Annotated in this window: 18 protein-coding genes; 12 read left to right on the forward strand and 6 right to left on the reverse strand. The window is 70.8% G+C overall.

The features are described 5' to 3' along the window. Positions 1-69: 69 nt before the first annotated feature. From BM249_RS03580 to BM249_RS03590, 3 genes are all read right to left on the reverse strand, one after another. Complete coding sequence (locus BM249_RS03580; protein WP_091969088.1) at positions 70-702, reverse strand: hypothetical protein; 633 nt, start codon at positions 700-702, stop codon at positions 70-72. Between the two features lie 347 nt (positions 703-1,049). Continuing rightward, positions 1,050-3,368, reverse strand: coding sequence for a catalase/peroxidase HPI (gene katG / locus BM249_RS03585; protein WP_177232309.1), 2,319 nt, complete (start codon positions 3,366-3,368; stop codon positions 1,050-1,052). Between the two features lie 204 nt (positions 3,369-3,572). Continuing rightward, positions 3,573-3,812 (reverse strand): hypothetical protein, encoded by a 240-nt coding sequence (locus BM249_RS03590; RefSeq protein ID WP_244528571.1) that lies wholly within the window; start codon positions 3,810-3,812, stop codon positions 3,573-3,575. 95 nt (positions 3,813-3,907) lie between these two features. Here BM249_RS03590 and BM249_RS03595 point away from each other — a divergent pair, with 95 nt between their 5' ends. After that, a complete protein-coding gene (locus BM249_RS03595) occupies positions 3,908-4,126 on the forward strand; it encodes a hypothetical protein (RefSeq protein WP_143103672.1) in 219 nt (72 codons plus the stop codon). Positions 4,127-4,148: 22 nt separating this feature from the next. Here BM249_RS03595 and BM249_RS03600 read toward each other — a convergent pair whose 3' ends face one another. Beyond that, positions 4,149-4,742 carry a glutathione peroxidase gene (locus tag BM249_RS03600; protein WP_091969092.1) on the reverse strand — a complete coding sequence of 198 codons (594 nt, stop codon included), beginning with the start codon at positions 4,740-4,742 and terminating at the stop codon, positions 4,149-4,151. Positions 4,743-4,962: 220 nt separating this feature from the next. On the opposite strand from BM249_RS03600, the gene BM249_RS03605 reads away from it, so the two are divergent. Next, positions 4,963-5,496, forward strand: a complete 534-nt coding sequence (locus BM249_RS03605; RefSeq protein WP_091969094.1) for a PRC-barrel domain-containing protein — start codon at positions 4,963-4,965, stop codon at positions 5,494-5,496. Between the two features lie 217 nt (positions 5,497-5,713). Here BM249_RS03605 and tcuC read toward each other — a convergent pair whose 3' ends face one another. Next, positions 5,714-7,033, reverse strand: a complete 1,320-nt coding sequence (gene tcuC / locus BM249_RS03610; RefSeq protein ID WP_091969096.1) for an MFS transporter — start codon at positions 7,031-7,033, stop codon at positions 5,714-5,716. A gap of 330 nt (positions 7,034-7,363) precedes the next feature. On the opposite strand from tcuC, the gene ahcY reads away from it, so the two are divergent. From ahcY to addA, 7 genes are all read left to right on the forward strand, one after another. Next, entirely contained in the window at positions 7,364-8,764 is a 1,401-nt protein-coding gene (ahcY, locus tag BM249_RS03615) for an adenosylhomocysteinase (protein WP_091969098.1), read from the forward strand. Between the two features lie 304 nt (positions 8,765-9,068). After that, positions 9,069-11,555 carry a sensor histidine kinase gene (locus BM249_RS03620; RefSeq protein WP_091969100.1) on the forward strand — a complete coding sequence of 829 codons (2,487 nt, stop codon included), beginning with the start codon at positions 9,069-9,071 and terminating at the stop codon, positions 11,553-11,555. 159 nt (positions 11,556-11,714) lie between these two features. Next, complete coding sequence (gene tsaE, locus BM249_RS03625; RefSeq protein WP_091969341.1) at positions 11,715-13,244, forward strand: tRNA (adenosine(37)-N6)-threonylcarbamoyltransferase complex ATPase subunit type 1 TsaE; 1,530 nt, start codon at positions 11,715-11,717, stop codon at positions 13,242-13,244. Positions 13,245-13,249: 5 nt separating this feature from the next. Then, the gene (locus BM249_RS03630) at positions 13,250-13,675 is read left to right on the forward strand and encodes a VOC family protein (RefSeq protein WP_091969102.1); all 426 of its coding nucleotides are present in this window, start codon (positions 13,250-13,252) and stop codon (positions 13,673-13,675) included. A 52-nt stretch (positions 13,676-13,727) separates the two neighbouring features. Further along, positions 13,728-14,465, forward strand: coding sequence for a nucleotidyltransferase family protein (locus tag BM249_RS03635; RefSeq protein ID WP_091969104.1), 738 nt, complete (start codon positions 13,728-13,730; stop codon positions 14,463-14,465). 114 nt (positions 14,466-14,579) lie between these two features. Next, positions 14,580-17,747 (forward strand): double-strand break repair protein AddB, encoded by a 3,168-nt coding sequence (gene addB, locus BM249_RS03640; protein ID WP_244528572.1) that lies wholly within the window; start codon positions 14,580-14,582, stop codon positions 17,745-17,747. Beyond that, positions 17,744-21,187: a double-strand break repair helicase AddA gene (gene addA, locus BM249_RS03645; RefSeq protein WP_091969106.1), complete on the forward strand. Its 3,444-nt coding sequence runs from the start codon at positions 17,744-17,746 to the stop codon at positions 21,185-21,187. Before addB ends, addA begins: the two co-directional genes overlap by 4 nt. Positions 21,188-21,221: 34 nt before the next feature. On the opposite strand, the gene BM249_RS03650 is transcribed toward addA, so the two are convergent. Beyond that, positions 21,222-21,623: a response regulator gene (locus BM249_RS03650; protein WP_091969108.1), complete on the reverse strand. Its 402-nt coding sequence runs from the start codon at positions 21,621-21,623 to the stop codon at positions 21,222-21,224. A 287-nt stretch (positions 21,624-21,910) separates the two neighbouring features. Here BM249_RS03650 and argJ point away from each other — a divergent pair, with 287 nt between their 5' ends. From argJ to mutT, 3 genes are read left to right on the forward strand one after another with little or no spacing between them, the layout of a single operon-like run. Next, positions 21,911-23,161: a bifunctional glutamate N-acetyltransferase/amino-acid acetyltransferase ArgJ gene (argJ, locus tag BM249_RS03655; RefSeq protein ID WP_091969110.1), complete on the forward strand. Its 1,251-nt coding sequence runs from the start codon at positions 21,911-21,913 to the stop codon at positions 23,159-23,161. Continuing rightward, complete coding sequence (locus BM249_RS03660) at positions 23,158-23,889, forward strand: SIMPL domain-containing protein (protein WP_425284785.1); 732 nt, start codon at positions 23,158-23,160, stop codon at positions 23,887-23,889. Before argJ ends, BM249_RS03660 begins: the two co-directional genes overlap by 4 nt. Beyond that, a complete protein-coding gene (gene mutT / locus BM249_RS03665; RefSeq protein ID WP_091969112.1) occupies positions 23,886-24,302 on the forward strand; it encodes an 8-oxo-dGTP diphosphatase MutT in 417 nt (138 codons plus the stop codon). Before BM249_RS03660 ends, mutT begins: the two co-directional genes overlap by 4 nt. Positions 24,303-24,350 lie beyond the last annotated feature (48 nt).

Raw genomic sequence — 24,350 nt, forward strand, 5'->3', positions numbered from 1 at the left:
GGGCAGCTCGCTGGCGATGGAAGACAATGTAAAGTCGGTCAGTGACAAACACAGTAGGTCGGGGGTCGACTACGCGGTACGCGCGAGCCCGGAAGCACCGAAGTCGTGGGTCTGCCCCCGATTCCGCTCGTCAGCCTTCAGAAAGAGGCTGGAGTCAACTCTGGCACCGCCGAGGCCGCCGGGTGCCGACGGTGTCTTCCACGTCGCGTACCGGCTGATGTGCAATTCGAAGGTCTTGAGCGGCTTCGGCCAGAGCATGAACCGCAGCGTCGTCACGATTGCCCGCTGCAGGACCAACGGCTGCTTCGAGCGCCGACCGTAGAGCAGGATCGCCGACTGATCGTCCTTCTGCCCCGTGGTGAGGTCGAACTTCGTGTCCGCCCACATCAGCTCGATGCGGATGCTGCCCGGCCGGTGGACAAGCTTATAGCCGCCAATGCGGATGACGTCCGGCAGCAGACCGACTTCCCTCACCCGGGGCTTGCTGTCGCCGATGCGCACATTGCCGACGCCGGGCGCAAACCCTTCGACGCCCTTGTCCGGCATGTGGTTCTCGTAGCGGAAGACGATCTCGTTGCCCTTGGTGGAGAGCGGCACTTTTTCGATCAGCACTCTGGCGTCGTCTGGGTCGAACGCGGGGCCGTCGTCGAGGAGGCGCTCAAGTGCAGCGCTGATCTCGAACCGGTCGCTGATCGTCACCATGGGGTTGTCAGCCCTTCGCTTGCCGGTCTGCCGCACCAGGGGAACAGCCCGTAGCCCACGTCGTCATCCACATGGTCATTATGCAAAGCGCGATCGCCGAATCCAGAGGGCCGAATAGATCGAGCATGCCGCCGCAGCTCCGCTCCCTGCCGTCGAGCAAGCTTCCGCTCTTCACCCTCAACGGCCCTTCGGAATCTGAAACTAATTAGGTGCGACCCGAGGCGCGCGTTCGAGGCCGCCGCCGCCGCGATGCGACGCCGACGGCTTCGATCGATCCCGTCGAAGGTGGCCGACGGGCTCGCTCTCCCCGGAGAAGAGCGAGCCCGCGTCGCGAGAATCGGTCCCGATCAGGCCGCCATGGGGCCGTGGCGGCGGTGACCCTTCACGTCGTAGCGGTCGAGCATCATCACCTTGTCCCAGACCCGGACGAAGTCCGTGACGAAGCGCGCCTGACCGTCGCTGCCGGCATAGACGTCGGCGAGGGAGCGCAACTGGGCGTTGGCGCCGAACACGAGGTCGTTGCGCGAGGCGTGGAAGCGCACGGCGCCGCTGGCGCGGTCCTTCAGGGCAAAGCGCATCCCCTCGGCATCTTCCTTCTCCCAGACGAGGTCCGTGTCGGTGAGCGCCCGAAAGAAGTCCGTGGTCAGGACGCCGACGCGGTCGGTGAACACGCCCGTGTCCGAGCCGTCGTGGTTGGTGTTGAGCACCCGCAGGCCGCCCGTGAGCACCACCCATTCGGGGGCCGTGAGCGTCATGAGGTTCGCCCGGTCGAGGAACAGCTCCTCCGGCGAGACGCCCGGAGCGATCCGGCCGTAATCGGCGTCGACATAGTTGCGGAAGCCGTCGACGACGGGCTTCAGCCACGTGAACATCTCGATGTCGGTGAGGTCCTGCGTGGTGTCGACCCGGCCCGGCGTGAACGGCACCGTCACGGGGCTGCCGGCCGCCGCCGCGGCCTTTTCCACGGCGACGCAGCCGCCGAGCACGATGAGGTCGGCGAGCGACACCGCCTTGCCGTCGGAGCGCGTGCCGTTGAAGTCCGCCATCACGCCGCGCAGGGCCGCGACCACGGGGGCGGCCCGCTGGTTCACGGCCCAGTCCTTCTGCGGGGCGAGCGCGAGGCGACCGCCATTGGCGCCGCCGCGCTTGTCGCTGTCGCGGTAGGTGGCGGCCGACGAGAACGCCGTGAAGGCGAGGTCCGACACCGACAGGCCCGTGGCGGCGATCGCCTGCTTGAGGGCGGCGATCTCCGCCTCACCGATGGGCGCGTGGGTGGCGTCGGGGATCGGGTCCTGCCACAGCAGGCCGTCCTCCAGGGTCACTTCCGGGCCGAGGTAGCGGTGCTTCGGCCCCATGTCGCGGTGGGTGAGCTTGTACCATGCCTTCGAGAACGCCTGGGTGAAGGCGTCGAAATCGGCGAGGAACTTCTCGCAGACCTTGCGGTATTCGGGATCGACCTTGAGGGCGATGTCCGTGGTCATCATCATGAGGGGGTGCATCTGCCCCGCGACATGGGCGTCGGGGGTTTTCGGCGCGTCCGGGTCCTGCGGGGTCCACTGCACCGAGCCGGCCGGGCTCTTCGTCTTCACCCACTCGAACTTGAACAGGTTTTCCAGGTAGCTGTTGTCCCACTTCGTCGGATCGGGGGTCCAGCTGCCCTCGATGCCGTTGGTCATGGTGTCCTTGCCGTTCCCGGTGCCGCGCGGGTTGTGCCAGCCGAGCCCCATGGCCTCCATGGGCGCCATCTCGGGCGGGGGGCCGATCTCCTTGGAGGGCGTCATGCCGTGGCTCTTGCCGAAGGCGTGGCCGCCGGCGATGAGCGCCACCGTCTCCTCGTCGTTCATGGCCATGCGGGTGAAGGTGATGCGGATGTCGCGGGCCGAGCCCACGGGATCGCCGTCGCCGTAGGCGCCCTCCGGGTTGACGTAGATGAGCGCCTGATGCGACGCGGCGAGGGGGTTCTCCAGATCGTAATCGGCGTCGCCGTTCTTACCACGCCAGCGCTTGTCGCGCCCCGTCATCTTCTCGAAGTCGGAGAGGGTGCCCATGTCGACCACCTCCGGACCCCAATAGGTGGCGTTGTCCGCCTCCCAGGCGTCGAGGCGGCCGCCGGCGAAGCCGTAGGTCGGCAGGCCCATGATCTCCAGGGCGCAATTGCCCGTGAGCACCATGAGGTCGGCCCAGGACAGGCCGTTGCCGTATTTGTGCTTGATCGGCTGCAGCAGGCGGCGCGACTTGTCGGTGTTGCCGTTGTCCCACCAGCTCGAAATGGGCGCGAAGCGCTGCATCCCGGTGCCGGCGCCGCCGCGCCCGTCGGCGATGCGGTAGGTGCCGGCCGAGTGCCAGGCCATGCGGATCATCTGGGGGCCGTAATTGCCGTAATCGGACGGCCACCACGCCACCGAGGTGGTGAGGAACTGCTTGATGTCGGCTTTCAGGGCGTCGAGGTCGATGGCGTTGAAGGCGGCGGCATAGTCGAAATCGGGGCCGAGGGGATCGGCCGCCAGGCCGTTCTGGTGCAGCACCTCGACCCGCAGGCGGTGGGGATACCAGTTGTCCAGGGTCGGGCGGTTGCCGTGGGCGCCGCCGATGCGGTCGCCGCCGAACGGACAGCGGCCCTCCATCTTGAACGATTCGGTGTTGGTCTTGTCGATGGTCGCGCTCACGGAGTCCCCCTCGGATCCTCGAATATCGGGGCGACCGGACCCGAGGCCGCGGCCGCCGGCCGCGCCCGTCCGGGGGCGCGGGCGATCACGCCGCGCCCCCGGACCGAGCCGGGAAGCCAGACCGCAAATGGGCCGGGACGGGCGTACGGAAAGGGACCGCGTTGCGCTTTTCTGTCGCCCGCGACCGCTTTGCGCCGCGCCGGATCAGTGTCGGGTGATGCCGGGCCAGGGCAGGTTCGGCACCATGGCCTCGCAGCCGGCCACGAGGGAGCCGCGCACGTCGTCGGGGTCGTAGCCGCGCCCGTGCGGGAAGGCGACGATCTGCGCCGTGGCCTCGCCGGCCCGGTGGATCGCGGCGATCCAGGCTTCGGGGGCGTGCGTGAAGCGGACCTCGTACGCGACCCCGTCCCGCAGGAAGGTATGGGGTTCCAGTGCGGCTTCCATCGGCCCGTCTCCTCGAGCCCGTGGGTCGGGCCTCGCCCGATATGGCGGGCCGGGCTATGGGCTCCAAGGTGTCCGCTGTCTCCAGGGAGCCGCCCATGCGTCCGACGATCCCCCTCGCCCTGGGCGGCCTCGCCCTCGCGCTGCTGGCGGCCCCGGCCGAGGGGCGGCCCCGCGCCAGGGCCGACGGCGTGCCGGCCAACGCCTTCGCCTCGAACGACCCCTCGCGCCCGCCCGAGGCTGCGCGGCTCCCGTCGCGCCGGGCGCGGCCGGTCGCGGACGGCTTGCGGCCGCCCCGCGACATTCCGGGGCGCTGAACCCCGTTCGTGCCGCCCCGCCTCAAGCCGCCGGCAGTTCGGCCGCGATGGCGGTGACGAGGCGCGGGTCGGTGGGATCGAGGGTGTGCGGGTAGGCGGCGAGCAGGCGGCCGTCGCGGCCGACGAGGTACTTGTGGAAGTTCCAGCCCGGCACGGCGCCGGGCTTCTCGGCGGCCGCCCAGCGGTAGAACGGATGGGCGGACGGACCCCGCACATGCACCTTCGCCACGATGGGGAAGGTGACGCCGTGGTTCTTGCGCGCGGCCTCCGCGATGGCGAGCCCGTCGAGGGGTTCCTGGTTGCCGAAATCCGGCGACGGCACGGCGATCACCGTGAGGCCACGGGCGCCGAAGCGGGTCCACAGGCCCTGGAGCCCGACGAACTGCCCGGCATAGCCGCAGGCGGTGGCGGTGTTGACCACGAGGATCGGCTTGCCGGCGAACTCCGCCAGGGCGAGGACGCCGCCCTCGGGCTTCTCGAAACTGAACGCCCCGGCCCGGATGTCGCTCGTGGACGCGTCCCCGGCGCGGGCGGCGCGCGGCGCAGCGACGAGGGCCGCGCCGAGGAGCATCAGGGTCCGGCGGCGCCCGGAATCGACGGTGAGGGATGACGGCATGGCGGAACTCCCCGAGCTTCGCGCACGGACGCGTCATCGTCGCGCGCGGATCTGTCGACCGATCTAGGGCGATGCGCCCGAAAGGGGACGGCGCGGCCGATGCAAACCGGCCGGATGACGACCGCATCGCACGCCGTGGCGCGGAACCATCCGGCGCCCCCGAGCTTGAGCGTTCGAGACGGCCCGCCCGGCCCCCACATCCCGATCCGAAAGCCTTCCCATGCGCAGCCTGTTCCTCGGCACCGCCCTCCTCGTCGCGAGCAGCGTCGGGGCGTTTGCCCAAAACGCTCCCGCTCCGACGCCGGAGGCGAGCGCGCCCGTGCCGGCCGCCCCCGCGACGCTGGCCGACGACCTGCGCCCGACCTTCGTGGCCCAGAACCCGAGCGACAGGGTGACGTCCAAGCTCGTGGGCCTGACGATCCAGAACGGCGCCAACGAGACCATCGGCGAGATCGCCGACGTGGTGCTCGACGACAAGAACACCGTGAAGTCCTGGGTGGTGGGCGTCGGCGGCTTCCTCGGCCTCGGCACGAAATACGTCGCCATCGACCCCTCCGCCCTGAAGATCACCCGCGTCGACAACGCCTCCCTGAAGGCGGTCATCGACACCAACAAGGATCAGCTGCGCGCCGCGCCCGAATACATCTACCTCGGCAAGGCCAAACCCGACGCCAAAGCCACGGACGCCAAGGCCGCCGGCACCACGACCACGACCACGGAGACGAAGCCGGCCGAGACCAACAAGGCGCCGTAGGGCCTCGTGCTGTGACGCAATCACTTCGTTCCTGCGCCAGAGCACGAGGCTTTTGTTTTTGCATCAATTTTCCCAGACGCGGCTGAAGCCTCCGTCTGGATCGATGCACTAGCCTCGGCCCGACGATCGGGCGAATCGGGGATTCCCGCCGCGAACCTTCCCGCCCCCCGAGGGGGCGGGCCTGCCGGTGGGAGGGGCGACCGTGCCCACGCGGCGATCAGCGTGAGGAGAGCGTCGCGGCGGCGGCGGACGGACGGTCCCGCATGGCGATGCCCCGGTAGATGACGAGGGTGGCGACGAGGCCGCAGGCGCCGCCGAACGCCATCCAGTAGCCCGGGGCCGCCGGATTGCCCGTCACCTCGATGAGCCACGTCGAGACCAGGGGCGTGAAGCCGCCGAAGAACGCCGTGGCGAGGGAATACGCGAGGGAGAATCCCGCCGTCCGCACGGTCACGGGGATGATTTCCGTCAGCGCCACCACCATGGCGCCGTTGTAGCTGCCGTAGAGGAACGACAGCCACAGCAGGACCGCGAGCATGTTGGTGAAGGACGCGTTGGCCACGAGCCAGGCGAGCGCCGGATAGGCGGTGAGCAGGGTGAGGGCCGAGAACGCGACGAGGAGCGGCTTGCGGCCGATCCGGTCGGACAGCGCCCCCATGACGGGGAGCCAGAACAGGTTCGACAGGGCGGTGCAGAAGGTCACCAGTAGGCTGTCCGTGTCGGACAGCTTGAGGACGGTCTTGCCGAAGGTCGGGGTGTAGACCGTGATGGTGTAGAACGAGATCGTCGTCATGGCGACGAGGAGCATGCCGAGGCCGACGATGCGCCAGTTCTGGCCGAGCGACGCGAAGATCTGACCCGTGCTCGGGCGAACCTTGCGCTGGAGAAACTCCTCCGTCTCCTCCAGGGAGCGGCGGATGTAGAACAGGAACGGCACGATGGCGCAGCCGATGAAGAAGGGGATCCGCCAGCCCCAATCGCCCATCTCCGCCGGGGCGAGCCAATGGTTGAGGACGTAGCCGATCATCGCGGCGAACATCACGGCGACCTGCTGGCTGCCCGATTGCCACGAGACGTAGAAGCCCTTGTTGCCCGGCGTCGACATCTCCGCGAGGTAGACGGAGACGCCGCCGAGTTCGACGCCGGCCGAGAACCCCTGCAGCAGGCGGCCGATGAGCACGATGAACGGGGCGAACAGCCCGATGCTCGCGTAGCCCGGCACGAACGCGATGAGGATCGTGCCCGCCGCCATGATGGTGAGGGTGACGATGAGGCCCTGGCGCCGCCCGATGCGGTCGACATAGGCGCCGAGAATCACCGCTCCGAGGGGGCGCATGAGGAAGCCGGCGCCGAAGGTCACGAACGTCAGCATCAGGGACGCGTACTCGTTGGCGACGGGGAAGAACGCCTTCGAGATGTAGGACGCGTAGAACCCGAACAGGAAGAAATCGAACATCTCCAGGAAGTTGCCGCTGGTGACGCGCAACACCGTCGCGACCTTCGATCTGGATCGGTCCTGTTCCGAAAATGAAGCCACGGCGTCCCTCCCATGCGTTCGCCGGCCTTCGAGGGCCGTACGATTGAGGGAATTGTTTAATCCGGCGCCGCGCCGACACAATGCGCGGGCGCGCCGCGTTTGCGCGAACGCAACAACGTGCGGATGTTTTGTAACGTCGGCGGACCGGGGGGCGGGTGTTTCGGTGCGAGAACCCATCGGTGTCCGGTCTCGACCGGTTCTGGAGATGCTGGGAACGCGTCCGACCCGCGCCCGCCGCCCGGCAATCGCATAAAGACATCTTTATGTCTTGATTGCCTCGCGCCCCGCTGCCTGCTATAGGCCCGGCCAACCCAAGCGGAGACGGACACCATGGCCCAGGATTACATCGTCAAGGACATCGGCCTCGCCGAGTACGGCCGCAAGGAAATTTCCATCGCCGAGACGGAAATGCCCGGCCTGATGGCGACGCGTGAGGAATACGGTCCGTCGCAGCCCCTGAAGGGCGCGAAGATCGCCGGCTCGCTGCACATGACGATCCAGACGGCCGTGCTCATCGAGACCCTGAAGGCGCTGGGCGCCGACATCCGCTGGGTGTCGTGCAACATCTACTCGACCCAGGACCACGCCGCCGCCGCCATCGCGGCCGCCGGCATCCCGGTCTTCGCCATCAAGGGCGAGACCCTGGAGGAGTACTGGGACTACACCTCGAAGCTGTTCGACTGGCATGACGGCGGCATGCCGAACATGATCCTCGACGATGGCGGCGACGCCACCATGTTCGTCCACCTGGGTCTGCGCGCCGAGAACGGCGACACCGCCTTCCTCGACAAGCCGGAATCGGAAGAGGAAGAGATCTTCTTCGCCCTCCTCAAGAAGAAGCTCGCCGAGAAGCCCAAGGGCTGGTTCGCGGGCCTCGCCGACTCGATCAAGGGCGTCTCGGAAGAGACCACCACGGGCGTGCATCGCCTCTACAACCTCGCCAAGGAGGGCAAGCTGCTCTTCCCGGCGATCAACGTGAACGACGCCGTCACGAAGTCGAAGTTCGACAACCTCTACGGCTGCCGCGAATCGCTCGTCGACGGCATCCGCCGCGGCACCGACGTGATGATGGCCGGCAAGGTCGCCATGGTCGCGGGCTTCGGCGATGTCGGCAAGGGTTCGGCCTCGTCGCTCCGCCATGCCGGCTGCCGCGTGCTGGTGTCCGAGATCGATCCGATCTGCGCCCTCCAGGCCGCCATGGAAGGCTACGAGGTCGTCACCATGGAAGACGCCGCGCCCCGCGCCGACATCTTCGTGACGGCCACCGGCAACAAGGACATCATCACCCTCGACCACATGCGGGCGATGAAGGACCGGGCCATCGTCTGCAACATCGGCCACTTCGACAACGAGATTCAGGTCGCCGGCCTGAAGAACCTCCAGTGGTCGAACATCAAGCCGCAGGTGGACGAGATCACCTTCCCCGACGGCCACCGCATCATCCTCCTGTCGGAGGGACGTCTGGTGAACCTCGGCAACGCCACGGGCCACCCGTCCTTCGTGATGTCGGCCTCGTTCACGAACCAGACGCTGGCCCAGATCGAACTCTGGACCAACCCGGGCAAGTACGAGCGTCAGGTCTACACCCTGCCGAAGGCGCTGGACGAGAAGGTGGCCCTCCTGCATCTGGAAAAGATCGGCGTGAAGCTCTCGAAGCTGCGCCCCGATCAGGCCGCCTATATCGGCGTCTCCGAGAACGGCCCGTTCAAGCCCGACCACTACCGCTACTGAGCGGCCGGCGCCCCGAACGGGGCGCCATCCGTCCCACGCGAATCGTGAAAAGGCCCGGCTTGCCGCCGGGCCTTTTTCGTGCCTGGGGAGCCTCGAGCTTGGCCGCAGTGTGACTTTTGTGCGGCCTTGGCGGACCACGTGTCCGAAACCGGGAAAGTCGGCCCCGACCCTCTTCCGGGAGGATTCCGCCTCGCGCTAGTGTGCGGTGATTCCTCAGGTGGGGTGAGCCGCTCGAACCCTTCGGGGTCGGGAGCGGGGAAGGCGCGTTCCGCGCCGCGTCAGGGATTCTTGGGGACGGACCGGAATGAGGGTCGATCGAACGGCGCACGCCGTGGTGTGCGCCGGTGCTGTCGTCGTCGCAATGGCCGGTGGGCCGGCACACGCCGCCGGGCCGGAGGCGTCCATCTGGACGATCGGCCTCGGGCCGCACACGCACAACGCCGCCGGCCTCGCGATTCTCATCGGGCTGACGGTGTTCTCGACCATCCTCTCCCTGCTCCACATGCGCGAGCGCACCCGCTGGAGCCACCGCGAGGCGGAGCTCGCCGACGAGCTCGCCCACCTGCGCGGCGCCCACGACCGCGCCGAGATGCTGCTGAATTCCGAGCGTCAGGTTCTCGTCACCTGGACCGGGCGCGGCCCCGGTCTCGTCGAGGGCGACGCCGGCTTCGCCGTCGACGGGCGTCGCCCCGCATCCGACGATCCCGAGCGCCTGCTGCAATTCGAGGCCTGGCTCCAGCCTTCCGACGCCCGCGACCTCGCCGCCGCCGTCGAGGGCCTGCGCGCCCGGGGCACGGGCTTCCGCCTCAATCTGCGCACGCAGGACGGTCGCTTCGTCGAGGCGCAGGGGCAGGCCCTCACCGGTCGCGCCCTGCTGCGCCTGCGCGAGACCACGGAAGAACGCCGTGAACTCATCGACTTGCGCCTGACCCTCGACGAGGCGCGGCGCGGTCTCTCGGCCCTCGGCAGCCTCCTCGACGCCATTCCCCAGCCCCTGTGGCGGCGCAACCGCGACGGGGCGCTGGCCTGGGTCAACACCGCCTACGTCGCCGCCGTCGAGGCCGAGAACCGCGAGGCCGCCCTCGGTCTCGAACTCCTCGACCGGCAAGCCCGCGACCTCGTGGCCCGGGCCGACGAGACCCGTGGCGCGGCCGGGGGCGCAACCCTGCGCCTCTCCGCCGTGGTGGCCGGCGGCCTGCGCATCCTCGACGTGACGGAGAGCGAGGTCGAAGCCGGGCGGGTCGGCATCGCCGTCGACGTGTCGGAACTGGAGAGCGTCCGCGCCGACCTGCAGCGCCAGATGGACGCCAACGTCCGCACCCTCGACCAGCTGCCCACGGCGGTGGCGATGTTCGACGCCCGCCAGCGCCTCATCTTCCACAACGCCGCCTATCGCCAGCTCTGGGACCTCGACCAGCCGTTCCTGGAGGGCCGACCCCTCGACGGCGAGATCCTCGACCGTCTGCGCGCCGCGCGCAAATTGCCGGAACAGGCCGACTTCAAGTCGTGGAAAGCCGATATTCTCGCCGCCTATCGCGCCGTGGAGGCCCGCGAGGCGTGGTGGTACCTGCCCGACGGGCGGTCCCTGCGCGTCGTCGCCGACCCGAACCCGCAGGGCGGCCTGACCTATCTGTTCGACGACGTCTCGGAGAACATGAAGCTCGAGTCCCGCTACAACGCCCTGATGCGGGTGCAGGCCGAGACCCTCGACACCCTGAAGGAGCCCGTGGCGGTGTTTGGCGCCGACGGCCGCCTCACCTTCGCCAACCGCGCCTTCGCCACCCTCTGGCGCCTCGACGCCGAGACCCTGTCCGAGCGGCCCCGCGTCGACACCGTGATCGAGGCCTGCCGCGATCTCTCGCCGAACGAGGAGCCCTGGCTCGACATCCGCGGCGCCATCACCGGCTTGGAGAGCCGGGCCGGCCTCACCTGCCGCCTGGAGGTGGTGGACGGCACGGTCCTCGACTGCGCCGCCCAGCCCCTACCGGAGGGCGCCACCCTCCTCACCCTCATCGACGTCACCGCCAGCGTGAACGTCGAGCGGGCGCTGACCGACAAGAACGACGCCCTGGAGCGCACCGCCCAGCTGCGCGACACCTTCGTGAACCACGTCTCCTACGAGCTGCGCTCGCCGCTCACCAACATCATCGGCTTCACCCAGCTGCTCGGCGACGAGACCGTGGGCGCCCTCAACGAGCGCCAGCGCGAGTATTCCGGCCACATCATGCGCTCGTCCGGCGCGCTCCTGGTGATGATCAACGACATCCTGGACCTTGCCTCCATCGATGCCGGTTCCCTGGAGCTGTCGCGGGAGGTGGTGGACGTGCGCGCCACCGTCGAGGCGGCCGTGCGCGGCCTGGAGGATCGCCTCGCCGAGGCGGCCATCGATCTCGACCTCGATCTGCCGGAGGACATCGGCAGCTTCGTCGCCGACGGCAAGCGCGTGCGTCAGATCCTGTTCAACCTGCTCTCCAACGCGGTCGGCTTCTCCTCGCCCGGCCAGACCGTCCGCGTCGAGGTCCGGCGCAGCGCCAGCGAACTCACCCTCGCGGTCATCGATCGGGGGCCCGGCATGCCCGAGGAGGTGGCCGCCCGGGTGTTCGACCGGTTCGAGAGCAACACCCTCGGCACCCGCCATCGCGGCGTCGGCCTCGGCCTGTCCATCGTACGCTCCTTCGTCGAACTGCATGGTGGGCGCGTCGAACTCGAATCCGCACCGGGCGCCGGCACCCGCGTCACCTGCACCTTCCCCATCGCGACGACGAATGCGCGGCGGGCCGCCGCCGAATAGGGAGCCTTCGGTCGGGCCGGGGTTTTGGTTAAGGATGCGCGCCTATGATGGGCGCCACCCTGCGGTCCCGCGACGGCCCGCAGCCACGGTAGGAGTTGGGCGTTGAACGAGGACGGTGCGGACACGCCCCGGCGTGAGGCCAGATCGGCCTGGGAGATCATGCTGCCCGACGAGGGCGCGACGGAGGATCTCGGCCGTTTCCTGGCCGAGATGCTGGTGCCGGGCGATCTCGTCGCCCTGTCCGGCGGCCTCGGCGGCGGCAAGACCACCCTTGCCCGCGCCCTCATCCGCGAACTCACCGGCACGCCCGACCTCGACGTGCCGAGCCCGACCTTCACCCTGATCCAGCCCTACGAGGCCGCGAACGGACGTCAGATCGTCCACGCCGACCTCTACCGCCTGCGCAGCCCCGACGAACTCGTGGAACTCGGCTTCGACGAGATGACCGAGGCGGCCATCACCCTGGTGGAATGGCCCGAGCGCCTCGGAAACCGTGAGGGACCGATCCTCTCCGTCGATCTGTCGTTGCGTGCCGAATTCGGCGACGGGGCGCGCTTCGCCCGCATCGACGGCTCCGGCGGCATGGCCGCGCGCCTGAGACGCGCCCGCGCCCTGCGCATCCTCCTCGTGCGCAGCGGCTGGGACGAGGCCGTGCGCAGCCCCATGCAGGGCGATGCTTCCTCGCGCCTCTACGAGCGCCTGGTGAAGCCCGATGGCAGTCGCGCCGTCCTCATGGTCTCGCCGCCCCGCAGCGACGGCCCGCCCGTGCGCAACGGCAAGCCCTACAGCGCCATCGTCAAGCTCGCCGAGAGCGTCCACGCCTTCGTGGGCGTCGATCGCGGCCTGCGGGCACTGGGCTTCTCGGCGCCGCGCATCTACGGCGAGGATCTCGCCGAGGGCCTGCTCATCATCGAGGATCTCGGCTCCGAGCCCGTGGTGGACGCCCACGGACCGCGCCCCGAGCGCTACGCCGAGGCCGTGCGCCTGCTCGCCAAGCTCCACGCCACCGAACTGCCCGGCGTGCTGCCCGTGGCCGACGGCATCGACCACGTCTTGCCCCCTTACGATCTCGAAGCCCTGGTGTTCGAGACGGAATTGCTCCCCGATTGGTACTGCCCGGCGATCCGGGGGGCGGACCTCTCCGCCCCGGCCCGCTCTGAGTTCGTCGCCCTCTGGGCCGAGGTCCTGGGCAGCATCATCCCCGAGCGCCCGACCTGGACCCTGCGGGACTACCACTCCCCGAACCTGATCTGGCTGCCCCAGCGCGAGGGCTTGGAGCGCATCGGCCTCATCGACTTCCAGGATGCGGTGCTCGGCCATCCGGCCTACGATGTCGCCTCCCTCCTGCAGGACGCCCGCGTTGACGCGACCGCCGATTTCGAGTTGCGGCTCCTCGGGCTCTACGTCCGCGAGCGCCGCAACCGCGAGCCCGATTTCGACATGCAGGGCTTTGCCCGCGCCTATGCGGTGCTGGCCGCGCAGCGCGCCACGAAGATCCTCGGCATCTTCGCCCGCCTCGACCGGCGGGACGGCAAGCCGGGTTACCTCGCGCATCTCCCCCGCATCGAGGGCTATCTGGCGCGCAACCTCGCCCACCCGGCCCTGACCCGTCTGCGCCTCTGGCACGCCGAGCACCTTCCGGACCTCGTGTCCAAGACGGCTGTCCCGGCGGCGTCTGAGGAAGCGTGACGCCCATGGACCCGCGTCTTACCCTCGTGACCCTCGGCGTCGCCGACCTCGCTCGGGCGTCGCGCTTCTACGAAGCCCTCGGCTGGACCCGTTCGGCCTACGCCTCTGAGGGCGTCGCGTTCTTTCAGCTCGGCGGCCTCGTCCTGTCGCTCTATCCGTGCGCGGCCCTGGCCGAGGATGCCGGCGTCTCCGCCGAGGGCAGCGGCTTTCGCGGCTTCGCCCTCGCCCACAACACCGCGAGCCGGGCGGAGACCGACGCGGTGCTTGCAGAGGCCGTGCGCGCCGGCGCCACCCTGGTGAAGCCCGCTCAGGACGTATTCTGGGGCGGATATTCCGGCTACTTCGCCGATCCCGATGGAACCCTCTGGGAAGTCGCCTGGAACCCTGAACTGATCCCGTTGAGCGACGGAACCGTGCGGCTGCCCATCTGAGGGCACACTCGATCCTTCGTCCTGCCCGAACGCGTGCCACGAGACCGCCGGAATGACCGCCACGCCCCCCATCACCCGCGCCTTCGTCCTCGCCGCCGGCCTCGGCAAGCGCATGCGCCCCATCACCGCGACGGTGCCGAAGCCCCTCGTCGAGGTGGCGGGCCGGGCGCTCCTCGACCATGCCCTCGACCGGGCGGCGGAAGGGGGAATCCAGCAGGCCGTGGTCAACGTCCACTACCTCGCCGACCTCATCGAGGGGCATGTCGCCAAGCGCAAGGTCGCGCCTAAGATCGTGGTCTCGGACGAGCGGGACAGCCTGCTGGAGACCGGCGGCGGGGTGAAGAAGGCCTTGCCGCTCCTCGGCGACGATCCGTTCGTGGTCTTCAACGCGGATTCGTTCTGGCTGGAGGGACCGGATTCCAATCTCGCGCGCCTCGTCGCCGCATGGTCGCCGGAGACCATGGACATTCTGCTGCTCGTCGCCCCCACCGCCACCAGCCTCGGCTACGAGGGCGCGGGCGACTTCGTGATGGCGTCAGACGGCCGCCTCGAGCGGCGCGGCGAGCGCGAGGTCGCACCCTTCATCTATGCCGGCGTCGCCATCCTGAAGCCGGGCCTGTTCGCCGAGACGCCCGAGGGCGCGTTCTCCCTCAACCTCCTGTTCGACCGCGCCATCGCGGCCGACCGCCTCCACGGCCTGCGCCTCGACGGCCAGTGGCTCCATGTCGGCACGCCGGAGGCCATCGAGGCCGCCGAGGCGCGGGTGAGGGCCAGCGCGCAGATGCCGTGAGGGGCTGTGAGCGGGGCTTCACGCTGCCGCGTTGCGTGGGCCTACCGGGAGGCTAGAGTGCCGGCCCCATCGCGCGGAACCACGGGCCTGCGCGCCTCCCGATGAACTTCGACGGTGGTTGAGCTGACCCAAGCGCAAGACGACTCGGCGGCGCCCTCCCGTCTCTTCACCATCCCGCCCGGTGCGCCGTTCCTGCCGACCCTCGCCGACGCCCTGCTGTCCGGTCGGCTGGTGGGCGATCTCGGCGACGATCCGTTCGCGCTCGCCGCCGTCACCCTCTACTTGCCGACGCGCCGGGCCACGAAGGCCCTGGCCGCCCTCCTGGCGGAGCGCCTCGGGCGGGCCGCCCTGCTGCCCCGGATGGTGCCCCTCGGCGAGGCCGACGAGGCCGAGCTCGACCTCGCCACCACGCCCCTCTTGGAGAACGGACCCGACATCCTCGCGCCGGCCATGCCGGCGCTCGAGCGCCGGCTCATCCTCGCCCGCCTCGTTCAGCAATGGGCCGAGGCCGTGGACCGGACCCTGCTGCCCCTCGACGACGACGTGCCGTTCCTGGTGCCGTCCTCGCCGGCCGATGCCGTCGCCCTGGCAGCGGACCTCGAACGCCTCATGGATGCCCTCACCGTCGAGGGCCTGCCCTGGGAGGAGATCGGCGGCGCCGTCGAGGTCGAGTATTCCCGCTATTTCGGCCTGACCCTGAACTTCGTGAAGATCGCCGCCGAGCATTGGCCGGTCATCCTGGCCGAGCGGCACATGAGCGATCCCGTGGCGCGCTCGCGCCGCCTCGTGGTCGCGGAGGCCGACCGCCTGCGGCGCGAACGCCCGACCACCCCGGTGATCATCGCCGGCTCCACGGGATCGGTGCCGGCGACCACCCGGCTGATCGCGGCGATCCGGGGCCTGCCCCGGGGCGCCGTGGTGCTGCCGGGCCTCGACACCGACCTCGACGCGGCCGGTTGGGATGCCATCGAGACCGGGGAAGGCGCCTCGAAGACCGTCACCCACGGCCACCCCCAGGCGATCCTGCACCGGCTCCTCGGGCCGACCGGCCTCGATTGTCCCCGCAGCGCCGCCACGATCCTGGGCGAGCCCGGTGCCGCCGCGCGGGCGCGTGCCACCCTCCTGTCCCAGGCCCTGCGTCCCGCCGAGACCACGGAGGCCTGGGCCGAACTCTTGGCCGAGGCCCGTGCCGCCCTCGGCGAGGCCGGCATGGCGGGCATCGCCGTGATCGAGGCCACCGACGAGCGCGAGGAGGCCCTCGCCATCGCCATCGCGCTGCGCGAAACCCTGGAGACGCCCGGCGCCACCGCCGCCCTCGTCACGCCGGACCGGAACCTCGCCGTCCGGGTGGCGGCCGAACTCGCCCGCTGGGGGATCGTGGCCGAAGATTCGGCCGGCGAGGCCCTGTCGTGCAGCCGGGCCGGTCGCCTCGCGCGGCTCGCCGCCGAATGCGCCGCCGACCTCTGCCCCCGGCGCGTCATCGCCCTCCTGGCCCACCCCTTCGTGCGCCTCGGCCTGTCGCGCAGCGACGTGGTGCGGGCCGCCGCCGCCTTGGAGATCGGTGCCCTGCGGGGGCCCGCCCCGGCTCCGGGCTTCGCCGGCCTGCACCGGGCCGTGGCGGACCAGCGCGGCGCCACCGGGCGCCGGCCCCGGGCCAAGCGCCGCCTCGTGGATGTCGATTGGGATCTCGCCGGCGATCTCCTCACCCGCCTGGAGGCCGCCTTCGCGGGCTTCCCGCCGGGGGATCACGACGGTGTCGGGAACCTCGTCGCCTACGCGTCCTGTCACCGGGCCACCGTCGAGGCGCTGCTGGCGGAGCCGGAGGCGGGGGATGCCGAGCCCCTCGACGACGCCTCCCTCGACGTCCTCGACACGCTGTTCGACGATCTCGGCATGGCCGAGCCGGGCCTCCTGCCCGGGCACTTTTCCGATTACCCGGCCTTCTTCACCGCCCTCGCGGCCGAGCGGCCCGTCGCCTGCGGGCACGGGCGCCCGCATCCGCGCCTGCGCATCCTCGGCCTTCTCGAGGCCCGCCTCATGACCGTGGACCGCATGGTGCTCGGCGGCCTCGACGAGGGCGTGTGGCCGATGAAGACCGTCACGGACGCCTTCCTCAACCGGCCCATGCGCGAGCGCGTCGGCCTCAATCCGCCGGAACGCCGCATCGGCCAGAGCGCCCACGATTTCGTCGAGGCCTTAGGCCACCACGACGTCGTCATCACCCGCGCGGCCAAGCGCGAGGGCGCGCCGACGGTGCCGTCGCGCTTCCTCCAGCGCCTGCGCGCCTTCGCCGGGGAGGCCTGCTGGGAGCGGGCCGTGACGGAAGGCCGGCGCTTCCTGGCCTATGCCGCCCATCTCGATCGCGGCACCGGCCCGGTGCCGCGCCTGACCCAGCCGAAGCCCCGGCCGGACCCGGCCCTCTTCCCCCGCACCTTGAGTGTCACCGAGATCGAGACCCTGGTGCGCGATCCCTATGTGATCTTCGCCCGCCACGTGCTCGGCCTCGATCCCCTGGAGCCCGTGGCGGCCCTGCCGGGGGCGAGCGAGCGCGGCACCCTGATCCATGAGATCCTGGGCAAATTCGCGGAGACCTATCCGGCGGCTCTGCCCGAGCCGGCGGTGGGCCGCGCCAAGCTCGGCGCCATCGCCAAGGACGCGTTCGCCACCATCGCGGCCACCTACCCTGAGCTCTACGCCGAGTGGTGGCCGCGCTACGAGCGGCTGTCCGAAAAATTCCTCGATTGGGAAGAGGCGCGCCGGGGCGGCCTCACCCGCGTCCACGCGGAGGTTTCGGGCAAGTGGCTGATCCCCCTCGGCCGCGAGACCTTCACCCTACGGGCCCGCGCCGACCGGATCGAACTCGGCCGCGACGGCACCGCCTGCATCGTCGACTTCAAGACTGGCCAACCCCCGAGCAACCGGGAGGTCTTCGCCGGCTTCTCGCCGCAGCTCACCCTGGAGGCGGCCATGCTCCTGCACGGCGCCTTCGCCGGCCTGCCCCGCGCGAGCGCGACGCCGGACCTCCTCTACGTTCATGCGTCCGGCGGGCGTAAACCCTTCGAGCCCGCCCCGATCAAGCCGCCCAAGGGGGAGGAACGCGCCGTCGCCGCCATCGTGGCCGAACACGAGGCCCGCCTGCGCGGCCTCCTCGCCCGCTTCCTCACGGGGGAGGCGGCCTACACCTCGCGGCCTTATCCGAAATTCGCCAAATCCTACGGCGAGTACGATCACCTCGCCCGGGTGCTCGAATGGTCGCTGGGTGGCGAAGGAGACGACGCATGACGGCGCACGCGAAGGCCTTCGTCGTCGACGACATCACCCAGAAATCTCAGCGCCGGGCCGCCGATCCGGGGGCCTCGGCCTGGGTTTCGGCCAATGCGGGGGCGGGCAAGACCAAGGTGCTCACCGACCGGGTGGTGCGCCTGCTCCTCGATGGGGCGCCTCCGGCGCGCATCCTGTGCCTCACCTTCACCAAGGCGGCCGCCGCCAACATGTCGATCCGGGTGTTTCGGGTGCTCGGCCGCTGGGTCACCCTCGACGAACCCACCCTGACGCGGGAGCTGACGGCGCTGACCGGCACGCCGCCCGCGCGCAGCACGCTGCAAGTGGCCCGCCGCCTGTTCGCCCGCGCCGTGGAGACGCCGGGGGGGCTCAAGATCGAGACCCTGCACGCCCTGTGCGAACGCCTCCTGCACATGTTCCCGTTCGAGGCCAATGTTCCGGCCCGCTTCGAGGTGCTCGACGACGACCACGCCGACGCGGCCTTCGAGGCGGCGGTGAACGCCGTTTATGCCGAAGCGATTTCGGGCGACGCTCCCGACCTCGCGGGGGCCTGGGCCATCGTCGGCGCCGAGGCGTCGGGCGACACCCTGCGCCGGACCATCCGGGCTGCGATGCGGGCGCGCGGGGTGTTCGCCGAGCGCGGCGGGTTGCGGACCTCGTTCGCGGCGCTCGCCTCCGCCCTGGACCTCAAGCCGGGCCAGACGGTCGCGGGCGTCGAGAGGGAGATGGTCGAGGGCGGCCTCGGCGATCTGACGGCGTTCGCCGCCCGCCTGCGCACGGGCAAGGCCACCGACGAGGGATTGGCCGACAAGCTGCTCGAAGCCGAGGCGGCCGAGGGGCCGCAGCGCATCGAAGCCTACCGCGCCGTGTTCTTCACCAAGGACGGCAGTCCGAAGGCCGACCGGAGTCTCGGCACAAAGGCCGTCCCCGAAGACGCGCGGCAAGCGCTTCTCGACGAGCGCGACCGCATCGCCCCCCTGGACGATGCCCTGCGGGGCGTGCGCGCCTTGGAGCGAACCCGCGCCCTGTTCACCCTGGCGGCCGAGATCCATAAGCGGATCGAGGCCGAGAAGGCCCGTCTCGGCGCCCTCGACTTCGACGACCTGATCCACAAGACCCTCGACCTCCTGGCGCGGGTCGATTCCGCCTGGGTGCTGTACAAGCTCGACCGGGGCGTCGACCACGTCCTCGTCGACGAGGCGCAGGACACCAATCCGCTCCAGTGGGAGATCCTTCGCCGGATCACCGCCGAGTTCGCCGCCGGGACCGGCGCCCGCGAGGTCGTTCGCACGCGCTTCGCCGTGGGCGATCCGAAGCAGTCGATCTACAGCTTCCAGGGCGCCGAGCCGCGCGAGTTCGAGACCACCCGGCGGGAATGGATCGCCGCCGCCGCCGCCGCCGGCCTGCCGTTCGAGGACGTGCACCTCACCCTGTCGTTCCGCTCGACGCGGGGCGTCCTCGGCGCCGTCGATGCCACCTTCAAGGTGCCGGAGCATTTCGCGGGGCTGTCCTTCGAGGATGCGGCGGTGGGCACCGTGCATTCCACGGCCCGCGCCGTGGCGCCCGGCGCCCTCGAACTCTGGCCCGTGGCCGAGCCGCAGCCGGAGGCGGAGCCCGATGCATGGGCCGCCCCCGTCGATGCGCCCGAGGCCAGCGCGCCGGCCATCGTCACCGCGCGACGCGTCGCACGGGCGGCCGCCACCTGGATCACCACGGGCGACGAGACCGGCCGGGTCTGGCGTCCGGGCGACATCCTCATCCTCGTGCGCAAGCGCTCTGCGGCGTTCGAGGAGGTGATCCGCGCCATGAAGGCTTTGGGCGTGCCCGTGGCCGGACAGGACCGCCTCGACATCGCCGCCCACATCGCCGTCAACGACCTCGTGGCCGTGGGCCGCGCCGGACTGCTGCCGGCCGACGACCTGACCCTCGCGGGAGCCCTCAAGACACCGCTCGTCGGCTTCGACGATGACGACCTCGTGCGCATCGCCGCGCGCCGGGACGCATCCGAGACCCTGGAGGATGCCCTCACCCGCCACGCGGAGGCCGGCGACCCGGCCGCGATCCGGGGGCGGGACGCCCTCGCGCTGTGGATCCGGCTCGCCGGCTGCGAAGGCCCGTTCAACTTCTATGCCGGCCTGCTCGGCGCCCATGGCGGACGCCGCGCCCTGGTCTCGCGCCTCGGCGGCGAAGCGGGGGACGCCATCGACGTGTTCCTCACCACCGCCGCCCAGGCCGAGCAGGCCGGGGAGGCGGCGTCGCTGGGTGGCTTCCTCGCCCGCTACGCCACGGTGCCGGGGCGGGGCGAGGCGGGGCATACGGTCAAGCGCGACCTCGAATCCGGGCGCGACGAGGTCCGGGTGATGACCGTTCACGGCGCCAAGGGGCTGGAAGCCCCCCTGGTGGTGATCATCGATGGCAGCGAGCCGCTGGGCCGCAACGACCCGCCGCTCCTCACCCTCGCGGGGGGGCTGCCGCCGGTCTGGTCGAGCGCCAAGACCTACGACAGCGAACCCATCGGGGCGGCCCGGGCCGGTCTCCAGGCCCGCGCCCGCGAGGAGCATCACCGCCTCCTCTACGTCGCCATGACCCGCGCGGCCGACCGCCTCGTCGTCGCCCCATATCGCGGCCACGATACCGGGGGCGAGACCGCCTGGTGCGAGATGATCCGCCGGGGCGTCGAGGAGAATATCGGGCCCGGCATCGCGATGGAGCGGCCCTACGGCCCTGTCACCCTCTGGCGCGAGGGCGGCACGGCCGAGGCCGTCGAGGCCGCCGCACCCTCCGTCACGGCGCCGCCGGCGGTCCCGTCCTGGCTGGAGTCACGGGTGCCGGACGAGGCCGAGCCCGCGCCGCCGCTGAGTCCCTCGGGCGCTCTGGGGGCGGCCGACCCCCGGCGCCAGCCCGGCCGGCGCCTCGGCGATGCCAACGCGCGGCGCCGAGGCGTGCTCATCCATGCCCTCATCGAGCACCTGCCGCGCCTCGATTCGCGCCACCGCAAGGCCGCCGCGACCCGCTTCGTGCGCGCCCGCGCGCCGACCCTCGACGCCGCGGCGCAGAAGGGCATCGTCGCCGCCACCCTGCGGCTGTTCGAGCATCCGGATCTGGCGCCCCTGTTCGCGCCCGATGCCCGGGCCGAGGTCACCTTGTCGGGGCGTGTCGTGGCGGCGGGTGTCGAGCGGTCGGTGTTCGGGCGCGTCGACCGCCTCGCCATCGGCCCCGACACCGTGACCGTCGCCGACTTCAAGACCGGTCGTCCCCCGGACGATGACGCGGCCCTGCCCGAGGGCGAGACCCGCCAGATCGCCCTCTACGCCACCCTGCTCGGGCAGATTTTCCCCGGGCGGCGGATCGTGCCGATGCTGGTCTGGACCTCGGGGCCGACCCTGCATCGTCTGACGGAAGGAGAGCGGTCGGCCGCCCTCGGTACGATGGCGGTATGAGGAGATCGATGCCGGGCGGGGAACCGCACGCCGCTTAGATCCGGGCGTTCAGGGCTTCCCGCACGGTGGACGCGACGGCATCGGTCCGTTCGGCCGCGACCACGTAGAGGTCGTCCGCCTGAAGCTCGGCGGCCTCGACCTGTTCGCGGCAGCCGTCGCTCGCCAGAATGATCGGAAGATCGGGGCGCAGGGCGCGGGCCTCCAGGGCGAGCTCGACGGAGCCGAGTTCCCCCGAGAGGCTCGACTCCGTCACGAGCACGTCCACCGGCAAGCCGAGGGCCAGGACGGTCATGGCATCGACGCCGCAATCGACCGTCGTCGGCGCGAACCCGGCGCGCCGGAGTTGTGCGGCGACATCGTCCCGCCACTGCTTGTGGCGACCGGCGATCAGAACCTGGACGCCGTAAGCGCCACCGGACGAAACCGTCTGTTGCATGGTCGGGCCTCCCCAAGCACGTCTGGCCATACGGTGATCGTCACCTCGAACGGGTTGCGTTGCAATATGTTAAGGCACGCGGGACAAGCGACACAAGCCCACCTCCCGCATTCCGAAGAGTTCCTTGAGACCCAAGCTGTCGGCGGGTCGATGTGTTCCGGGCCGATGCTCCCCGTTGACGGCACGGGGCGGGCCGGGGCAACACCGCCCCGCCGCCGCCCTCGATGCCCGAGCCCATGCCCGGGATTGCGCCCGCGAAGGCGGCCGACAGCCGGAGACCGACCCCGATGGCATCCGCCAAGACCGTTCCCGTTTCGCCGCTCGCCCCCACGCACCGGCCCGATCTGCCGGCCATCGCCGGGGTCGGCCTCGCCACGGCCCAGGCCGGCATCCGCTATTCCGCCCGCACGGACGTGCTCTACGTTGCCCTCGCCGAGGGCACGCAGGCGGCCGGCGTGTTCACCCGCTCGCGCTGCCCCTCCGCGCCCGTGGATTGGTGTCGTGAGGCCCTGAAGAGCGAAGGCGCCCGCGCCCTCGTGGTCAATTCCGGCAACGCCAACGCCTTCACGGGGGCCCGCGGCCGCGACGCCGTGGCCCTCACCGCCGCCATCGCGGGCCGGGCGGCGGATTGCGCGCCGCAAGCGGTGTTCATCGCCTCCACGGGCGTCATCGGCGAGCCCCTCGACGCCACGAAGTTCGAGGGCGTGCTGGCCGATTGCGCCGGTCGGGTGGACGGGGGCTCCGCCGCCTGGAGCGCCGCCGCCGAGGCGATCATGACCACCGACACCTTCCCGAAGCTTGCCACGCGCCAGGCCCGCATCGACGGCACGGTCGTGACCCTCAACGGTATCGCGAAGGGCGCCGGGATGATCGCCCCCGACATGGCGACGATGCTGAGCTTCGCCTTCACCGACGCTGCCCTGCCGCAGGCGGTGCTGCAGGACCTTCTCAGCGCCGGAACGGCGAAAAGCTTCAACTGCGTCACGGTGGATGGCGACACCTCCACTTCCGACACCCTGATGCTGTTCGCCACGGGGGCGGCCGGCAACGCCGCCGTCACCGACGCCGCCGACCCGCGTCTGGCCGACTTCAAGGCCCAGCTCGACGATCTGCTCGTCGAACTCGCCCAGCTCGTGGCCAAGGACGGCGAGGGTGCGCGCAAGTTCGTCACCGTGCGGGTGGAGGGCGCGACGGATGACACCTCTGCTCACCGCATCGCCATGTCCATCGCCAACTCGCCCCTGGTGAAGACGGCGGTGGCCGGCGAGGACGCCAATTGGGGCCGCGTGGTCATGGCGGTGGGCAAGGCCGGCGAGCCGGCCGACCGCGACCGCCTCGGCATCTGGTTCGGCGACGTCCGCGTGGCCCACGCGGGCGCCCGCGATCCCGATTACAGCGAGGCGGCGGCGAGCGCCGTCATGCGCGAATCCGATATCGTGATCCGGGTCGAACTCGGCCTCGGCACCGGCACGGCCCGCGTCTGGACCTGCGATCTGACGCACGACTACATCGCCATCAACGGGGATTATCGCTCGTGAGCGCCCGCGTCGGCCTCCTCGCCCTCGCCGTCCTGGCGTCGGCGGGGATCGGCCCCGCCCAGGCCGAGGAGGCCGCCGCCCTCGCGGATGGCCGCATCCACGTCGTCGGCCGGGCGCGGGCCGAGACGGCACCGGATTTCGCGGCCGTCGACCTCGGCATCGAGACGAAGGGGGCGACGCCGGCCGCCGCCCTCGACGCGGCGAGCGCCGCCGCCAAGGGGCTCATCGCCCTCGCCGAGACCTTCAAGGTGCCGGAGGCGGATATCGGCACCACGGCGGTGACCCTGCAGCCCGTGACCCGCAGCGTGCGCCAGCCCGACGGAACTGTGACCGAGCGGGCCGACGGCTACCGCGCCGCCAACACCGTCCGTCTGCGCCTCGCCGACATGGGCCGCCTCGGCGATCTCATGCGGCGCGCCCTCGAGACCGGGGCCAACCGGATCGACGGCGTGAGCTTCGGCCTGCGCGATCCCGACGCGGCGGAATCCGCCGTGCGGGTCGCCGCCATGAAGGACGCGACTGCTCAGGCCGCACGCCTCGCCGAGGCCGCCGGCATCACCCTCGGGCGGGTGGTCTCCATCCGGTCGCCGGCCGGGGCGCCGGGCTATCCGGTCTCGCCGGCGCCCATGGCCGTGCGGGCCAAGGCCGGCCGGACGCCGGTGCCCCTCGTCGCCGGCACCATCGAGACGGCGGCCGAGGTCTCGGCCACCTTCGCGATCGCGCCATGAGCGAATCCTTGCGCATCCTCCTCGTCGTCGCCGTCGCCCTCGTGGATACGGACGGGCGGGTGCTCCTGGCCCAGCGTCCGCCGGGCAAGCAGCTCGCCGGCCTGTGGGAGTTTCCCGGCGGCAAGGTCGATCCGGGCGAGCGCCCGGAGGAGACCCTGATCCGCGAACTCGCCGAGGAACTCGGGATCACCGTGAAGGAGGCGTGCCTCGCACCCCTCACCTTCGCGAGCCACGCCTATCCCGACTTCCACCTGCTGATGCCCCTCTACGTCTGCCGGCGCTGGGAGGGGATTCCCCGGTCCATGGAGGGGCAGCCCCTGAAATGGGTGCGCCCGCGCGACCTGAAGGACCAGCCGATGCCGCCGGCCGACGCACCCCTGATCCCGTTCCTCATCGATCTCCTGGGGCCATAGGGTCTCCAGGGGCTTGATGGCGTGGTTGTCCGACGACACCTTGCGGGT

Origin of the sequence: Methylobacterium gossipiicola, from assembly GCF_900113485.1 — a bacterium.
Classification (GTDB): Bacteria; Pseudomonadota; Alphaproteobacteria; order Rhizobiales; family Beijerinckiaceae; genus Methylobacterium; species Methylobacterium gossipiicola.